General features: G+C 43.7%; 14 protein-coding genes and 1 CRISPR repeat array (1 of these 15 only partly in view). Of the genes, 6 read left to right on the top strand and 8 right to left on the bottom strand.

Annotation, left to right across the window (positions count from 1 at the left end):
- Nucleotides 1–346: a CRISPR direct-repeat array (repeat unit 33 nt; unit sequence GTCGCCCCTCGCGAGAGGGGCGTGGATTGAAAT); it reaches 560 nt to the left of the window's first position.
- 390 nt (nucleotides 347–736) lie between these two features.
- On the top strand, nucleotides 737–1,873 hold the full coding sequence (locus tag CAN90_RS11195) for a DUF4317 domain-containing protein (RefSeq protein WP_085833902.1): 1,137 nt from the start codon (nucleotides 737–739) through the stop codon (nucleotides 1,871–1,873).
- A 64-nt stretch (nucleotides 1,874–1,937) separates the two neighbouring features.
- Entirely contained in the window at nucleotides 1,938–2,831 is an 894-nt protein-coding gene (locus CAN90_RS11190; RefSeq protein ID WP_085833901.1) for a DegV family protein, read from the top strand.
- 163 nt (nucleotides 2,832–2,994) lie between these two features.
- Here the strand turns inward: CAN90_RS11190 and CAN90_RS11185 are convergent, their stop codons facing one another.
- The 8 genes from CAN90_RS11185 to sppA form a co-directional block, all read right to left on the bottom strand.
- Complete coding sequence (locus CAN90_RS11185) at nucleotides 2,995–3,936, bottom strand: D-2-hydroxyacid dehydrogenase (protein ID WP_085833900.1); 942 nt, start codon at nucleotides 3,934–3,936, stop codon at nucleotides 2,995–2,997.
- 582 nt (nucleotides 3,937–4,518) lie between these two features.
- Entirely contained in the window at nucleotides 4,519–5,631 is a 1,113-nt protein-coding gene (locus tag CAN90_RS11180) for an SLC13 family permease (RefSeq protein ID WP_159450377.1), read from the bottom strand.
- A 337-nt stretch (nucleotides 5,632–5,968) separates the two neighbouring features.
- Nucleotides 5,969–7,075, bottom strand: coding sequence for a GerAB/ArcD/ProY family transporter (locus CAN90_RS11175; protein WP_085833898.1), 1,107 nt, complete (start codon nucleotides 7,073–7,075; stop codon nucleotides 5,969–5,971).
- A gap of 9 nt (nucleotides 7,076–7,084) precedes the next feature.
- Nucleotides 7,085–7,297: a hypothetical protein gene (locus CAN90_RS11170; RefSeq protein ID WP_085833897.1), complete on the bottom strand. Its 213-nt coding sequence runs from the start codon at nucleotides 7,295–7,297 to the stop codon at nucleotides 7,085–7,087.
- Nucleotides 7,297–8,454: a Ger(x)C family spore germination protein gene (locus CAN90_RS11165; RefSeq protein ID WP_085833896.1), complete on the bottom strand. Its 1,158-nt coding sequence runs from the start codon at nucleotides 8,452–8,454 to the stop codon at nucleotides 7,297–7,299. Before CAN90_RS11165 ends, CAN90_RS11170 begins: the two co-directional genes overlap by 1 nt.
- Before the next feature lies 1 nt (nucleotide 8,455).
- Complete coding sequence (locus CAN90_RS11160) at nucleotides 8,456–10,003, bottom strand: spore germination protein (RefSeq protein ID WP_085833895.1); 1,548 nt, start codon at nucleotides 10,001–10,003, stop codon at nucleotides 8,456–8,458.
- A 223-nt stretch (nucleotides 10,004–10,226) separates the two neighbouring features.
- Nucleotides 10,227–10,886: an RDD family protein gene (locus CAN90_RS11155; protein WP_085833894.1), complete on the bottom strand. Its 660-nt coding sequence runs from the start codon at nucleotides 10,884–10,886 to the stop codon at nucleotides 10,227–10,229.
- Entirely contained in the window at nucleotides 10,867–11,862 is a 996-nt protein-coding gene (gene sppA / locus CAN90_RS11150; protein ID WP_085833893.1) for a signal peptide peptidase SppA, read from the bottom strand. Before sppA ends, CAN90_RS11155 begins: the two co-directional genes overlap by 20 nt.
- A gap of 434 nt (nucleotides 11,863–12,296) precedes the next feature.
- On the opposite strand from sppA, the gene CAN90_RS11145 reads away from it, so the two are divergent.
- From CAN90_RS11145 to CAN90_RS11130, 4 genes are all read left to right on the top strand, one after another.
- Entirely contained in the window at nucleotides 12,297–14,939 is a 2,643-nt protein-coding gene (locus CAN90_RS11145; RefSeq protein ID WP_085833892.1) for a calcium-translocating P-type ATPase, PMCA-type, read from the top strand.
- Between the two features lie 109 nt (nucleotides 14,940–15,048).
- Nucleotides 15,049–15,294 carry a DUF6514 family protein gene (locus CAN90_RS11140; RefSeq protein ID WP_085834351.1) on the top strand — a complete coding sequence of 82 codons (246 nt, stop codon included), beginning with the start codon at nucleotides 15,049–15,051 and terminating at the stop codon, nucleotides 15,292–15,294.
- A gap of 122 nt (nucleotides 15,295–15,416) precedes the next feature.
- Nucleotides 15,417–15,575: a rubredoxin gene (rd, locus tag CAN90_RS11135; protein ID WP_085833891.1), complete on the top strand. Its 159-nt coding sequence runs from the start codon at nucleotides 15,417–15,419 to the stop codon at nucleotides 15,573–15,575.
- Between the two features lie 42 nt (nucleotides 15,576–15,617).
- Nucleotides 15,618–16,811 (top strand): FprA family A-type flavoprotein, encoded by a 1,194-nt coding sequence (locus CAN90_RS11130; RefSeq protein WP_085833890.1) that lies wholly within the window; start codon nucleotides 15,618–15,620, stop codon nucleotides 16,809–16,811.
- Nucleotides 16,812–17,004: the final 193 nt, after the last annotated feature.

The raw sequence follows: 17,004 nt of genomic DNA, 5'->3' as shown, positions 1-17,004 counted from the left end.
GGATTGAAATTGTCTTTCCGCTATTTTGATAGCGCTATCCCTGTGGTCGCCCCTCGCGAGAGGGGCGTGGATTGAAATTCATCATAGTCCCTCCATCGTCATGGAGGCGGCGGTCGCCCCTCGCGAGAGGGGCGTGGATTGAAATTAAATCGCTTGTTTTTAACGCGGCCGGAGCTATGTCGCCCCTCGCGAGAGGGGCGTGGATTGAAATCGCACCGTCATTATGGAGTTTGTCGTACCATTTCGTCGCCCCTCGTGAGAGGGGCGTGGATTGAAATTACAATGCGCTGGACAGTGAAGACGTAAACTACGAGTCGCCCCTCGCGAGAGAGGCGTGGATTGAAATTCAACCCCGTCGCAAGGCGGGGCTGAGAAAACGTTACCTATCATACCAGAAAGCAGTGTTGAAAGCGTAAAAAGAAGGTATTGGTTTCAAACCAACACCTTCTTTTTATATAGCGGCAACCTGCAACGTGAGATATAGGAGTAACCACCCTTTTAAATTTCTCTTGCAGCTGTTTCACTTCTCCAATTGCTTTAAACAGAACTAGATACTCGCGTTTATAATCTAGATTGCCGTTTTATGGAAAAAGGTTGCAAAATTGGAAAAAAATGTGGTATCGTTATGAGTACATCAACACTTTACTATTACCATGGAGCTTATAATAAATTAAGCTAGAAAAGGATGGTAACGAAGAGTCTAATGTAAATACTAGTAAAAGAGTGAGGGTTTGCCATGAATGAAAAAGAAGTTTCAGAAATTCGCCGTCGCTTTCGACCCGATAAAAATAATATTCGAAGCATTCGCGGGTGCTATGTGAATAAAGAGGGTGAAATGATTTCACAATTAAATCAGTCCCTTGCGCTGATGCCACAAGAAGAAGCGGAGAACTGCATATCTATTTTAAAGAAAACTCTTTCCGGTACGCTGAATAAGAACCTGCTAAATATTGAGTTTTCCACACAACAGGTAGTAGACAGTGAAGAACACCGTTTGCTGATGGCGTTAAAGGACTCGTCGCTTAAGGATGAGGAGGTAATTGAGCAATTCTTTCAAAAAGTAATTCAGTCCGTTCAAATGGACGAGAATTATTTGATCCTTTTGACCCATGATACGTATGACGTTCCTTTTCGCTCTAAAGATGGAGAACGGCAGGACGACAATTCCTCCGAAGTGTATTCTTACATTCTTTGCAGTGTGTGCCCCGTTAAGCTTACGAAACCAGCACTGGGGTATTACGTTACCGAGAATGCGTTCCGGAACAGCAAAACCGATTGGGTGGTTTCTCCGCCAAAGCTTGGTTTTTTGTTTCCTGCATTTGATGAACGCAGTACCAACATATACAGTGCACTTTTTTATGTACAGGATACCTCCGAAACCCATTCGGAATTTGTGGATACGGTCTTTCACTGCAATGTGCCTATGCCTGCGGATGAGCAAAAAGAAATGTTCCAAAGTATTTTGTGTGAATCGCTTGAGAAAGAGTGCGATTTTGACACCGTGTGTGCCGTGCAGGAGCACTTAAAAAATATGATTGAAGAACATAAGGCGAACAAGGAGGAAGTACCTCTCACCATCTCCAAAAGCCATGTTTCCAGAATTTTGGAGACGCAGGGAGTCTCCAAAGAACATATTGAAAGCTTTGAACAGCAGTACGATGAACAATTTGGCAGTGACACAAGCCTGAGCCCCAAAAATCTGGTGGATTCCAAGCAAACCGTTGTCTCTGCACCCAATATTAAGATTCAGATAAGCGGGGAAGGCGATCAAATGGTTGAAACTCGGGTGATTAATGGCATTAAATACATTCTAATCCGTGCGGAGGACGGTGTTGAGGTTAACGGCGTTCCGGTACATATTACTTCGGATTAAGACAACCCCTCGGTAAATATGTACTACAGGCATAAGTGGAGTGCCGGAAAATGGAGTAGAGAATATGGCGATAAGAAATGATGTGTGTTTAATTGCGGATTCTTCGGGTGGTCTTCCACAGGAAGTCGTAGAACAGCACCAAATTATTGAAGTTCCGTTTTATTTTAAGTTCCAAAATACAGGTTATTACTGCGAAAATGTAGATTATAGTACCGGTGATTTTTATCGGCATATGGAAAAAAGCCCTGAAGATGTGCCGCAGACTGCAGCGCCCAATGTGAATGATTGGGTTGCAGCTATGGAAAAGCAATATGACAAAGGTGCAAAAAAGCTGATTGTTACCACTATATCCTCCAAATTATCATCCAGCTACCAAACGGCGTGTATGGCCAAAGAGGTATTTTCAGAGGAACATAAAGATGCGAAGGTTGCTGTCATCGATTCCAACACCTGCGCATGTGGACAAGCTTCTTTTGAGATTGCAATTGCCAAAATGATTGAAAGCGGAAAAGATTTTCAGGAGATAGTGAGTAGGGTAAGTGAGGCCGTTACTAATATAACAACGCTGTTTGTTGTTAATAATTTAAAATACATGGAAGCTGGGGGAAGAATTGGGGGCGCAACGGCTTTTTTGGGTAAGCTTGCTCAAATTAAGCCCGTTTGTGAATTTATAGAGGGTGCGGTTCGTCCGGTAAAGGCCGTCATTGGCCGGAAAAGCTCGCTAAAAACGATGATGGATATTGCGGCCTCCCGTATATCGGACTGGAGCCAGCTAATAATTACGGTTCAAAATGCTGAGTATATGGAAGACGCAGAGTATGCGGTAGAATACCTAAAAAAGATGACCTCTTACTCGGGGCAAATTTTTAGGAGCGACTTAGGTGTAGTCGTTGGCGCGCATTCCGGCCCGGGAGCAGCCGGAATCGGTTTGGTACAAGCAGGCTCTCTACTGCGCTAGTTTTTTGATTGGATAAAACCCGTTACAGGCAGGATAACTACTTAAACGGTTTGTGAGAGTAATGTTCTTTAAAATAGCAGAAAGATGCCGCCCAGACCATGGGCGGCATCTTTCTTTATAAGAGGTAGTTATTTCAGCAGTTTATGCTGCAATGGTACTCTTATTATTTCAGGTTCAAAGCTTCCTTCAGCTTAGCGGTAATGAACACACCGATATCGCGGGAAGCATCCGTGGACTGAGCGCCCAAGTGAGGAGTAACGATGAAGTTCTCGCACTCAAACAAGGGAGAATCGAAGCCTGCACCTTCACCCAAGCCGCCGGCTGCGAGCTCGTTTTCCATAACGTCAGTTGCATAGCCACCAATTTTATTGGCTTTGAGAGCTTCGTACATATCTTGTTCGTTTACAATGCCACCGCGGCTCATGTTCAGAACCACAGCACCGGACTTCATCTTCTCAATAGAAGCTGCATTGAACAAATCCTTAGTGTCGGGAGTCAAGGGGATGTGAATGGAAATATAATCAGCAACCTTCAGCAGCTCATCAATCTCCATACCCTTGGAGTGCTCTTTCTCAAAGTCTTCGGGCTTGAGGAAGGGGTCATAAGCCACAACATCCATCATGAATGCACGGCCCAGTTCGCCTACGCGGCGGCCAATGCGGCCAAAGCCCAAAATACCAAGAGTTTTGCCTCTCAGCTCGCTGCCAACAAACTTGTATTTATCCCAGTTCTTGTTTACCTTAACATCAGCATCTGCAGGGATGGTATGGCGAGCCATATCCAGCATTTTGGAGAGGGTCAGCTCTGCAACTGCGTTTGCATTGAGGCCGGGAGCATTGAATACCTGAATGCCCTTGGCTTTAGCGGTTTCCATATCAACATGGTTCAGGCCAACGGAGCAAACACCGATTACCTTAAGGTTTTTCGCTGCATCCAGAATTTCTTTGTTGATGGCGGGGTCTACACGCATAACAAGAACATCGTATTCAGGAATCAACTTTACAAGCTCCTGCTGTGAGGGAAGCATATGGGTGTCAACCTGCATGTACTTGCCCAATTCCTCCGAGATAGAACTATGGACTGCATCAATAATGAGACATTTCATGAGAATCTTCCTTTCATTTGTATCACAATTTACGGTGTATTCATGGTTTCCCACACACGAAAACAAACCGCTGGTTCATGAATTACAGTAATAATAGGTATAACCACATGGTAAAACAATCAGCGTAATTTCAATAAAGATTTCATGCTGATTGCTGAAAACCCGTCTTTAGTCGGAGTGTTGTTACATAATAAGCGAATTATGTCGAAAATTATAATATAGATATAATCGGATACATTGTAGCAGTTGATTTCTTGTTTGTCTAATATAAATAATCGGAACCAACTATACGATTATTTTTATATCTTTTTATTAAAATTAATATAAGTCAACAAAAAGTTTAGATAAAAACCAGCATAGTGTAGAACGCTTATCTGTTTATTTTTTATAATAAATTAAGAGTTACAAATAAATTCAAAATAAGTCAAACACGCTTTATATTTCTCTATTATAATTTCTTTCACTAAAAATAGAAAGAATTATTTACACTCCATTTATTTTGATTATTATTTACAAGCGAATGAAAAAACACGCCTATGATAATTAAAAATTCCATAGGCGTGTTTGAGTGGAGAGGAATGTTTAACGTTGCCAAACATACTCAAAGAGTGATAGCACCATTAAAAAAAGCAGATTCGCCGCTGTAAACAGCTTTAAGAACCGTTGGGTGCCCTCTTTATATACAGCAACATAGAATTTATAAGAAATAACACTCGCCATAGAGGCGATTAATGTGCCAAGGCCGCCAATGTTCACACCAATAAGTAATTTGTGCGATTCTTGGGTGAAACCCGATAATAGAATCGCAGCCGGAACATTGCTGATAAACTGACTGCTGAGGATAGCCGAAAGCATGGTGCTCCTTTGTGTAAAATAAGACAAAAAGGAGTGTACCGGAGGGATGTTGCCCAAGTTGCCTACAAACACAAAAATGCAAAAGAAGGTTGCCAGTAGGCTGTAATCGACGCCAGCCAGAACTTTTTTGTCAATGGGAATTAAAACAGCTAGCACGAGTAAAAGAGTAGCCTGATATGGCAGCCAGTCGAACACCGAGGAAGCAGACAGCAAAAACAATGCATTATACAGCAAAATTCGTTTTGGCCGTGCGGGGGTTCTTTCTGGCATTGCAGGTGGGGTTAGCACCTTTGGAGTGATGAGCAGGCAGCTGAAAGCCAACAGTACACCGCCTACAAGACCAATAGGGAGCATTGTCATAAAAAAATCTGCAACTCCCATGTGAAAACGGGAAAACAAATAGAGATTTTGCGGGTTACCAAATGGGGTCATCGCAGAGCCCACATTCGCCGCGATGGTTTGCAGAACCACAATGTAGGCGCTCCACTCGTCCAAAGCACAAGCAGACAGAATTGCCAATGTAATTGGAATTACCGTAATGAGTGCTACATCATTTGTGACCAGCATTGATAGAAAATAGCTGGCGAATACAAGAAAAAACGTAAGGGCACGTGAGTTTGTAATGCGCGAACAAACAAGAAGAGAGATTTTTTCGAGAATGCCCTCCCGCTGAAGACCAACCACAGAGGCCATAAGGCAAAATAGGCACGATAATGTTTTAAAATCGATATAACCCAAATAGTCTTTTGATGGCGGCACAAGAACGATAGAGAAGATTGCCAGTAAAAAAGAAGAAAGCAAGATGGGTTCCTTTGCGAACCAATGCTTTGTTTTTGACATCAAGTTTGCCATCGATATAGATTGTAGATTCAATAAATTCACCGTGATTTCCGTTTGATTGCTTCAAAGAGCGAAATGAACAGGCATCATCATACCACAAAGGGTTTGAAAATAAAATGTGTAATTTAAATAGAGTGAATTTGAAATATTAAGGTCGCAGAGTATGTTTGCACAAATGTAGATTTACAAAGAGTTTCTATGTTTTGATTAAGTACACCGCAATGGGTGAGAAGAACAAAATAATTATTCTGATAGAGGGTGTTGCAGCAAAAAGCCAACATCTTTTCGGATGTTGGCTTTTTAAATAGAAATTTGTTTCATATATGCCCCTGTTTTATTAAGAGGAGGGCTGTGTGCTTAATTTATTCTCTTTCTGCCGCTGAAACATGGCAGCTGCCAACAAAATAAGCGGAATGAAGATTTGGAAGGGGAGGGCGTAGAAAGAGTAGGTTTCAAAAGCCCATGTTACCATTTCCATTGCATTGGAATATACCGTGTAGCTAAACAAAATCATTAGAATCCCAACCGGTATTACGATAGAGCGAAAGCTATTTAATCCTGTCAGTTTTTTTATTCCCATACAGGCGGCCAATAAACATACGCTGATTTTAATAAAAGCACCAACAACGAATACGATGGATACTGTTACTTCAATTCTTTGTAAAAAGTCGCCGATACGAATTCTGCCCACTGCAATATAGGAAGGGAAATAAAGTCCCATCTCCTGCACCGCACCTAATACCAAAATGTTGCGAAAGGTAACTGCCAAAATAATCACTACGCCGGCAAGGAAACCGCCTAAAAAAGGCTTATAGGGCACTTTTTTATTTACAGGGCAACAAAAAACAGTAGCAATTAAAACGGTTTCTGCGAACGGAAAGGTATAGGTAGAAAAGGCGCCCTCCAGCACAGGCTTCCACCCATCTGCCAAAACGGGTGTGATAAATTCTGGATTTAACTGCGGAATACAAAGAAATTGCACAATAACAATAATGAGTACCATAACAGGCAGCAGGAAAAAAGCACTGCGCCCCAATACCTCAATTCCCTCCCTTACAATCCAAATACAAGAGATACCCATGAATATAAGGGGTACCATCATTGGAGTTTCGGGCATAGCCATCATGTTTACAAATTCCCCAAAGTTGCGCAGTACCAAAGAACCCAAATGAAAAGCGTACCACGTATAAAGCAGTACAAAAAATTGACCGACCCATTTGCCAAATACCAGTACAAAAATATCGAACAGGTTTTTACCGGGGTATAGCGAAAGCAGCTTCATATATAACCATATTGTAGGGATTGCTGCCGGCAAAGCAACTAAAATCGCAATCCATTTATCTACGGTAACCTGTGTGGCAACACCAACAATTAATGAGCTGCCAATTACAAATAAAGTAACCATGCTAAATAGCTGGCGGTTCGCAATGCGTTCTTGTTTCATAAATTATCCTCAATTTAAATGATAAATCATATTGATTAGTTGCTTTAATGGGCCAGCCGGGCTGGGAATATCCATTCCAAAGGAAAGCAAGACGGACACGATGAATGAAATGGCAAGGAGACTTGTGGAGACCCAAAAATCTTTTCTCGGTTTTTCTTTATAGATGGGAACAATATCTAATAAAACAATTAGCCCGTAAACGAGTACGACCAAAGCGAGCACTAGCCAACACCTCCGGGCATTGTTTTTTTAACGGTAGCGCTGTTTTTAATGGAAACCTGCGTTTCAACATTTACTTTTAGCTTGCTAAATGTATCATCCCAATTCGGCTCAAGTGCTTTCCACTTTTGCGGTTCTGTACGGTAAATATAATTACCGAAGCCGAAAACGTCGAACTTGTATTTGCTCTGGACCAATTGAATGGTATTTTCAATTCTTTTTTTCAAGTATTCTTGAGCAGAGCGTTCTAAAGTATTTGTTAGTTCGTTACCAATTTCACCAGGCGTACCATGCAATTCATCAATGGCGGCGGTTGTTTCAATGTGCACGGTAATCTCCGGTTTCGAGTCGTTCCACTTTGTTTCAAACTTTGTTTTATTATTAAAAATTTCGAGGGAAACAAACTGTTCTTTCCCTTGATAGGAGAAGGGATAAACCAACAGTCCGCCTTTTATTTTATTCTCGATGAATAGATAGTCTTTCGTCTGGTCACCGTCAAGAAAGCCAGCAAAATTAAAATTGTGGAACAGTGCAGTTCCCTCTATGGATGGCGTTTGGCCTTCGCTGTCGTTCCACAGGCTAACGCAAGGCACAGTAGGGTAAATCCCAGGTGAAATCAAATCGTTTACATATTTCCATGTTTGAGTATGATTCGCCTTAGATAAACCATCTTCGTTGAGAATCATGGATTCCAGCGTATAGGATAAAATTTCGTCTGAAGGGTTTTCCACCTGTAGAATGTCCTTTGCCGGAATTCCCTGTGCCACAAACATTTCAATGTCTGTTCGGGTTTCTCCGTCACGCGCCAGCCAATCCATAACATTAGACATTTCATCCCGTGCAATTTCTTCACTGAGAATAATGGATTTGGTATGGCTCCAATACAGTTTTTTACCAACAATAGAGATTCCGTCGCGAACGGCATCAAAAATGGTTTGGCCAGAGGTATGAATAATACGGGAACCTACAATTCGCTCCTTACCGCTTTTGGCTTCTGCAATCTCAATAGTAAGCTCAAAACGGTCATCGGTTCCCTTGTCAATCGCCATTCCCGCTACAATTGCCAAATCCTCCAGCAGGCGGTAGTTCCAGCAGCCGCAAAGGCTGGAAAGTATGGAAACAATGAGCAGTATTGCGATCGATTTGCGCAGTAACGTCATTTTATTTTCCTTTCTTTGCGTGCTTCTTCATTCGTGACCTGTTTTTGGATGCAATAATTTGAGGGCGCAGTTTCATATACCACCAAGGCCCTCGAATTAAAGTGTCTTTAATTTCTGTATAGCGAACAGAACCTTCCGTTAGCATATAGGGAACACCAAACGAACGAATACTCATTAGGTGATTGAGAAGGCAAAGTGCCCCGAAAATAACACCGTAAATACCCATAAAAGCAGCGAGAATTAAAAATACAAAACGAAGAATTAATATAGCACCCTGTACCTTTGTGTTCATAAGGGCTGAAATTCCCGTTAGGGCAACAATAATAATCATAGAAGGCGCAATAAACTTTGCGTCAACCGCGGCTTGCCCAAGCACCAGCGCACCAACAATACTTACAGTTTGGCCGATTGCAGTAGGCATTCGTGCACCAGCCTCCCGCAGTATTTCAAACACGATTAGCATTAAAAAGGCCTCTAAGACCGTAGGGAACGGTACATCGGAGCGCCCCGCTGCAACACTGAGGAGCAAAGGGGTAGGCAGCAACTCCTGGTGGAAGTTTGTAAGGCTTACATAAATTGCAGGTACAAACAAAGCCATCATGGCTCCAAAAATGCGCAGCAGGCGGTTAAAAGAAGAAAATATAAAGTTGTTGTAGTAATCCTCCGGCGTTTGGAATATCTCTGGAAAAATAAAAGGGACGGTTAGCACAAAGGGGCTGCCGTCTACAATTAAAGCTACTCTGCCCTCCAAAATCTTGCCCACCACAGAATCGGGCCGCTCGGTATACCCAATGGTATCAAAGGGAGAGAGGGGGGAGTCTTTGATTAGTTCTTGTATATAGCCGGAATCAACAATGCCGTCAATCTCGATTTTATCGAGCCGATTTTCCAATTCTTCTACTACTTGATCCGAAGCAATGTTGTCTAAATAACAAATGCACACCTTTGTCTTAGTAATGGTGCCAATGTTTTTGTATTTGAATTTTAAGTCTGGAGAAATCACTCTTCTTCGTATCAGCGAAATATTAACTAGAATTTGCTCCGTAAAGCCGTCGCGTGGGCCGCGTACCGCCTGCTCGGAGCTGGCTTCCTGTACAGGGCGGCTTGCAAGATTTTTACAATCGATAATCGTTGCATGGTCAGAGCCATCCAGTAAAAAAATGGCATCTCCCTGTAAGACTGCATCCGTAATTTCCTCAATATTTTGTGTTAGAAAGAGGTTACTTGCTGTAATGGATTTTTTTTGCAACTCTTCAATATACCCCCCGCGTGTGTAACGGGGAATTTCGCTGCTTTGAATTTGCTGAATGACATATTGGTCAAGTATTTGGTGGTCGATCATCCCGTCTACAAAAATAACGCAGCCTTGTAAAAGTCGCTGTGTTTTATTTTCCAGCATTCGGTATTCAATGGTTTCATCCGGATCGAAAATGTTGCGTAAGATTTTCAAATTCTCTTCTAAAGAAGACGTTAATAGTGCGTTTTCCTTTTGTGTTGTATTTGGGTTGGTATCATCTTCTGGATTCTTTTTCTTTTTTCTAAAATTCATATAAATCACCTGATGCTATTTTTTCCAATATTTAAGCATTTAAACGTGTAACTATTGGAAAAGAGCGAAAGTAAGAAAATATTAGTTGATTAGTTGGTTAAAAAACCAAACTGTTTTCATAATTCTATACTTGAAATTAAAAAGGGGTTAAAATGGTAGCAATAACTAAAAAGAACCACTGGCTCTGCCAGTGGTTCTTTTTACTCAAAAATAATTGAAAAAATTATTCAAAAGTCTTGCGGTCTTGCTCCGGTGTCTGTTCCAATGGTGACGGTTCAGGTGTTCCGGGCACCGCCGGTGAATCGACGTTTGCCGCTCCTGCGTTTATTTGACCAAAGGGGCGATAGGTAACCGGCCCAGAAGGTGCTGCTGTTGCAGCGGCAGCTTGGTTGTAGCCATACGCTGTGTTTCCATACACCGTGGGGGCTTTAAACGTATAAATCACTTGAGTGTCACACAGGCGGTCGTGCAAAGCCTGCTTTGCTTCACTAGCCCCAATCATCAGGTAACCAATGAATAGTAAAGATGAAAGGTAACGCCCAATCGTTTCACGGTAGAGAACATTCACAAAGGTGAGCTTACTGTCGTCACAAGTAACAACGCGTAAATTCATCAAACGCTTGCCAATGGTAGCTCCTGTTGTATAGGTCATTACAATAAAATAAACAGAAGCGGCAAGGTACAGCAAAATATCGTAAGGGGTGAAACGAAACAGGATGGGGCTTAAAAACCAGGAATGAGGGTTCGATGCCTGAACAAATAAAAGCGGCAGTCGAACCGTAAGCAGTAATACTGCGCCAATGAGAATCAGGTCAATCAGGTAGGCAGTTAGGCGCACAAAGAAACCGCCCCGAATCGGTGTGTTATTCTCCAATGGCTGCATAATACATTGGCACCCCACTCTCTTTAATTTCCATTAGGTCGGCCAGCTTTTCTGCATCACTGCGGCTGTATTGCTTCGCCATTGAGAAAAGGGAAGCAAACGGGGAGGTTGTGTAATTAGGGGTATAGAAGGTAACGTTGTCACCCAGCGATTTTTCAAAATCTGCCTGTGCTACTTCGTAATCTTCAATTTTATCAATCAACTTGTTTTCCAATGCCTGCTTTGCGGTGTAAATACGGCCGTCTGCAAGAGGGCGTACCTTGGCTTCCTCTAAATGGCGACCCTTTGCCACAATGCTTACAAAGGTATTATAGGGCTCATCCACCAAAGACTGGAATATCTGCTTTTGTTCCTCCGTCATGTCAATTCCGGCGCTGCCCATTGCTTTGTTTTTGCCGCTCGTAAACAGCACGCTCTTAATGCCGATTTTATCCATCAGCTCTTTGTAGTTCGACAAAGAAATGATTACGCCGATGGAACCGGTCCAAGTTTGGCTGTTGGCAATCACTTTGTCGGATGCCATGGAGATATAGTAACCGCCGGAAGCCGCCATGTTTGCCATATACGTCCAAACAGGGCGATTGGTTTTTTCTTTGTATTTGAGCAGGCGGTTGTAAAGCTCGTTGCTTTCATAAACACCGCCGCCTGGTGAGTTCACATAGAGAAGAATTCCTTTGTTGTTGGGGTCTGCTTCAAGGCTGTCAATCAATTTTAAGGTACGGTTGTGGTTATAGCCCTCATCAGGGAACAAAGAAGAAGAGGAGGAGGCTTGGATGGTTCCTTCTACCGTTACGACTCCCACAAAGGGACTGGTTGGAAAATCAAATTTCTCTTCTTTTGCTGCTTTCAACATTTTCTCAATATAGCTGGTTTGCTGCTGCTGTCCTGCAAAGCTGCGCAGCATCATACTGGAACCGCATACGAATACAAATACGAGCGCGGCTGCAATTAACCCCGTAATCTGCTTTTTGTTCATGCTTTACCACCTTTTCTGAAGAGGCCGCTATTCCCACAAAATAAAATTCAACAATTTAAATTACAAAAGACCCAAAGCACGCCTTGATAAATAATGCAAAGCTGCAAATTCGTTGCACGCAAAAGGTTACCGTGCTTTTATGTTCGAACCGGTGGGAATGGAGAAAGCTCTTCTGAGTTTATTTCTATGTCTATATGAATATGATATCGGCTTTTTCTTCCATTTGTCAAGGGATATCCCATTTTTCCTGTTATGTAGGTGGGGATAATAATTCTCTGCAAGATAATTAAACGTTTTGCGGTGAATTCCGACAAATCTCCGCTTTCGGTTCTAATTCGTCCACCCGGGTTAATATATATAATCAATGCAAAGGCAGTTGTGGGCGATAGCCTGAAAATCAAAGCGGGAGTTGATATGTTTTGGAGTGGCAAAGTTTGTCCAGAGAGGAATGTGTCCGGCAGTTAAAAACAGACCCAAAACGGGGACTTACGTTTCCGCAGGTAGAGCAGCGAAGCAGAGAACATGGCCCTAACGAACTGCAGGAGGGCAAACGGCCAGGTTTAATTGCAAAGTTTTTGGAACAATTCAAAGACTTTATGGTCATTATCCTTCTAATTGCAGCGGCAGTATCATTTTTTACTTCGCTGGTTCGCAATGAGAATGACTACATAGACCCCATTATTATTCTGTTAATTGTGGTTGTGAATGCAGTAATTGGTGTGGCACAGGAGAGCCGTGCTGAAAAGGCGATTGATGCACTGAAAAAGCTGTCTTCTCCGGAATCGATTGTTATGCGTGATGGCAAGAGGGTTAAAATTCCATCCAAAGAAATTGTACCGGGAGATATTGTTTTTCTTACCGAGGGCGATTTTGTTCCCGCTGACCTGCGTATTCTAGAAGCTCACAATCTTCGTGCGGAGGAATCTGCACTTACCGGGGAATCAGTGCCGGTTGAAAAATCGGCGGAGTTAGTTTGCGGCGAGCGTACGCCGCTTGGTGACCGCAAAAACATGCTGTATTCCAGCAGCAGTGTGGCAGCCGGGCGTGGTGTTGGCGTTGCGGTTGCAACCGGAATGGAAACACAGGTTGGTAAAATTGCCCACATGATTCACTCGGAGGAAGCCCCCCAAACGCCACTGCAAAAGCGGCTGGCTCACACCGGTAAAGTTTTGGGAATTGGTGCCCTCGCCATCTGTGCCGTGATTTTCATCATGGGTCTGCTTCAAAGTGTAGAACCGTTAGATATGTTTATGATTTCCATCAGCCTGGCGGTAGCGGCAATTCCCGAAGGCCTGCCGGCGGTGGTTACGATTGTGCTGGCAATGGGCGTGCGCCGCATGGCAAACTGCCGTGCAATTGTTCGCCGGATGCCGGCGGTGGAAACACTTGGCAGTGCGAGCGTCATTTGTTCTGACAAAACCGGAACACTGACGCAGAATAAAATGACAGTAGTTGAGGTTGCTGGTTATGACGGCCTGCTGACGAAGCAAGACCCACAAGCAAGGCGAGTTTTGGAGCTGGCAACACTTTGCAATAACTGCACCGTTTCCGGCGATAAAATTCAGGGCGACCCAACAGAGGCGGCGCTGCTAGTAGCTTCTCCTGTTTCAAAAGAGCAATTGGAGCGCCGTATGCCCCGCGTGCGAGAAATTCCCTTTCAGTCTGCACGTAAGATGATGACCACGGTGCATCGCCTTGATAATCAGCAATTCCGTATAATTACGAAGGGTGCGCCAGACTTGTTACTGGAACGCTGTACCTCCTGCCAAAGTGCGAACTTTGCAGCACCAATGGATTCTCAGGTACGGCGTGATCTTCAGCGCAGAAATGAACAGATGGCCTCCCGTGCACTGCGTGTTCTTGGTGTTGCATACCGAGATGTAAACCAGCTCCCACCGGAAAGCGAGTGGGAAAAGGACTTGGTGTTCTGCGGCTTTATTGGTATGATTGACCCGCCCAGACCGGAAGCCCAAAAGGCGGTTCATTTGTGCAAAAAAGCAGGCATTCGTGCAGTTATGATAACCGGTGACCATGTGGCTACTGCGGTTGCCATTGCTGGTAAGCTAGGGATGATGGGTGCGGACGATAAAGCGCTCACCGGCCAGCAGCTAGACCAAATGGAGCAGCGTGAGCTGGAAAAGAACATTTATCAATATTCCGTGTTTGCCCGTGTTTCACCGGAGCATAAGGTACGTATTGTAAAGGCATTCCAAAAACGTGGTGAAGTAGTGGCGATGACCGGTGATGGTGTAAACGACGCTCCGGCGCTCAAAGCGGCGGATATTGGCTGCGCGATGGGTATTTCGGGTACCGATGTAGCAAAGAGCGCGGCAGATATGGTTCTTACCGATGATAACTTTGCGACAATTGTAGAAGCTGTGCGAGAAGGCCGCGGTATTTACGCGAATATTCGCAAGACCATTCACTTCTTAATTTCCTGCAATATTGGTGAAATCCTCACTGTTTTTATGGCTTTCTTATTGCACCTGCCACTTACCCTGATTGCCATTCAGCTTTTATGGATTAATCTGGTGACCGATTCACTCCCGGCGCTTGCACTTGGTGTGGAGCCTATTGAAGACGATGTGATGGAACAACCCCCGCATCGGCAAAATGAGAGTGTTTTCGCAGGTGGTATGGGGTACAATATTTTGGTGGAGGGTTGTCTCATTGGTGCGCTGGCTCTTCTTGCCTACAGTATCGGTCGCGCCTTCTTCGACATAGACCCTTCGTATCCCATTATTGGGCGCACAATGGCGTTTGCAACACTAAGTCTTTCTCAGCTTGTACATAGCTTTAACATGCGCTCATCGCATTCGCTGTTCCGCATTGGGTTCCTCAGTAATCCGCAAATTTTAGTGGCCGCGGTTATCTGCACGTTCATGCAGGTTTCTGTCATTGCGTTCCCACCAGTTGCACAAATATTTAAAACTGCGGTTCTCAGCGGTGGCCAGTGGTTTGCAGTTGCAATCCTCTCTCTTGTACCATTTGTGATAGTAGAAGCAGAAAAGGCATTGCTTAACTCTACATATGGTAAAAAAGAAACAAAGAGACGAAAGATATTGAGGAAAAGTTAAAAAGTGAATGTGATAATGGGATGTCATATTGAAAACGTTTCATAAATCTCGTATGATGAATGATAAAGAATTTGTGAATATTTTTCACAAAGAAAGGGGAGTGGCCGTTATGGTTAAAAATGTTGGAAAAATCATCGTATCGCGTCAAAACAGAGTATTGGAGTATTATATTTTTGGCGACGAGAAATCCGGCTTTGGGGTTCGCATTGTACAAAGGGGTACTGTCAATGCCCAAGCCGAATATGCAAATGTATGCAGCACAGAAGCACGCGCGATGGCCTTGGCCCGTACCCTAGCAACGGGTACGGTATGTCCCGGACATTTGTGTAACATTATGGATGACGGTGGTTTCTAACGAAAGAAAGACACCTGAAAGACACTGCGATTCATTGACAATTTTATGAAAAATAGAGTATACTAAAGGCGTTATCTCTTTAGTGATAAAAGATTGTCAAACGAAAAGGAGTGTTAATTGTTATGGCAAAATATGTATGTGATGCTTGTGGTTATGTATACGATCCGGCAATTGGGGATCCTGATAACGGAATCGCTCCCGGAACTAGCTTTGCAGATCTTCCTGAAGACTGGACCTGTCCGGAATGCGGGGTATCAAAAGATATGTTTAGCCCCGAATAAAGGGCAAATTTACGCCCAGTAAGCGGGAAGGATGTTTCAGTCATGGCAACGAAGAAATTGGCGGACCACATTTATTCGGTCGGGGTGTTAAACCCTGGTTTGCGTGTGTTCGATATTATTATGGATTCTCCCTATGGGAGCAGTTACAACGCATACCTGGTTACCGGCCAGAAAAATGTGCTGATTGAGACCGTTCATGCGGATTTCTTTGAAGAATATCTCGACAATATTCAGAGTATTATCGATATAAGCGAAATCGATTACTTGATTATGAATCACACGGAGCCGGATCATTCCGGAAGCGTGGCAAAGCTGATTGCACTCAACCCCAACATTGAGATTTACTCTACAATGGCGGCGAAAAAGTACATTACAGCAATCGCGAATCAGGAGTTCCGTTTTCATGTTGTAAAATCGGGAGAGACTTTAGATCTGGGTGACAGGTCGCTGCAGTTTATTGTGGCGCCTCTTCTGCACTGGCCAGATTCCATGTTTACGTGGGACGAAAAGAGCGGTTTACTGTTTACCTGCGATTTTCTTGGAACTCATTTTTGTGAACCCACAATGGTAGATACCAACATGCACTACCGGGAGAAATACTTGGAGCAGGTTCGGCACTACTACGAATGTATTTTTGGTCCGTTCAAGCCCTATGTGCTCAGCGGTCTAGATAAAATCAAAGACCTGCCGGTTCGTATGGTTTGCACTAGCCACGGCCCATGCCTTGTGCAAGGGATTCAGGAGATTACGGAGCTTTACCGTAAATGGAGCCAGCCTGCAGAGCGCGACCTTCGCAAGATTGCGATTTTGTATGCTTCTGCTTACGGCTGCACCAAGCAATTGGCAGAGGCAGCCTATGAAGAGCTTGCTGCTGACTCTGAGCTGGATGTGAAGCTGATCGATGTGGTTTTCACTCCTTTTGAAGAAACGGTAACCGCCGCAAATGATGCGGACGCACTGCTCGTAGGCTCTTGCACCATTAACCGTGATGCGCCAAAAATAATTTGGGATGTACTTTCCAGCATTGATGCAATCAACGTTCGTTCAAGACCTGCTGGGGCATTTGGTTCCTTTGGCTGGAGCGGCGAAGCAGTTGGTATGGTGCGCTCACGTATGGAGCATTTAAAGTATAACTTTTTAGGGGAAGGAATCCGTTCCAATTTCACCCCAACCGCAGACGATTTGGCGAAGATGAAGTGCTATGCGCGCAGTATTGCCGACCAAATCTCTGAATGATTACGCAATAAAATGAATGGCAGCCTCTCACCCGGTGACGAATAGGCACCTGGTAAGAGGCTGTTTTTTTAATCTTTATTTCATTGTCTTTTGGGATAATTATAGTATTCTATTTATAAAGATGGTTTTTAAAAGTGAAGTAGCATACCGGGACGGCAGAAGCCGGTTTTACGGGTATAGGTACCCAAGGAGG

It is taken from the genome of Clostridium merdae (genome assembly GCF_900176635.1).
In the GTDB taxonomy this organism is placed as follows: Bacteria; Bacillota; Clostridia; order Oscillospirales; family Acutalibacteraceae; genus Faecalispora; species Faecalispora merdae.
Note: the sequence above shows the minus strand (reverse complement) of the source record. Positions and strands in the feature narration are given on the sequence as shown.

Bases quoted from the DNA above. Each gene is read 5' to 3' on its own strand.
- CAN90_RS11175 (WP_085833898.1), bottom strand. From the start codon at position 7,075: ATGAAACAAGAACGCATTGCGAACCGCCAGCTATTTAGCATGGTTACT.
- sppA (WP_085833893.1), bottom strand. From the start codon at position 11,862: ATGAACAAAAAGCAGATTACGGGGTTAATTGCAGCCGCGCTCGTATTT.
- CAN90_RS11160 (WP_085833895.1), bottom strand. From the start codon at position 10,003: ATGAATTTTAGAAAAAAGAAAAAGAATCCAGAAGATGATACCAACCCA.
- CAN90_RS11165 (WP_085833896.1), bottom strand. From the start codon at position 8,454: ATGACGTTACTGCGCAAATCGATCGCAATACTGCTCATTGTTTCCATA.
- CAN90_RS11130 (WP_085833890.1), top strand. From the start codon at position 15,618: ATGGCAACGAAGAAATTGGCGGACCACATTTATTCGGTCGGGGTGTTA.
- CAN90_RS11155 (WP_085833894.1), bottom strand. From the start codon at position 10,886: ATGCAGCCATTGGAGAATAACACACCGATTCGGGGCGGTTTCTTTGTG.
- CAN90_RS11190 (WP_085833901.1), top strand. From the start codon at position 1,938: ATGGCGATAAGAAATGATGTGTGTTTAATTGCGGATTCTTCGGGTGGT.
- rd (WP_085833891.1), top strand. From the start codon at position 15,417: ATGGCAAAATATGTATGTGATGCTTGTGGTTATGTATACGATCCGGCA.
- CAN90_RS11180 (WP_159450377.1), bottom strand. From the start codon at position 5,631: ATGTCAAAAACAAAGCATTGGTTCGCAAAGGAACCCATCTTGCTTTCT.
- CAN90_RS11195 (WP_085833902.1), top strand. From the start codon at position 737: ATGAATGAAAAAGAAGTTTCAGAAATTCGCCGTCGCTTTCGACCCGAT.
- CAN90_RS11140 (WP_085834351.1), top strand. From the start codon at position 15,049: ATGGTTAAAAATGTTGGAAAAATCATCGTATCGCGTCAAAACAGAGTA.
- CAN90_RS11185 (WP_085833900.1), bottom strand. From the start codon at position 3,936: ATGAAATGTCTCATTATTGATGCAGTCCATAGTTCTATCTCGGAGGAA.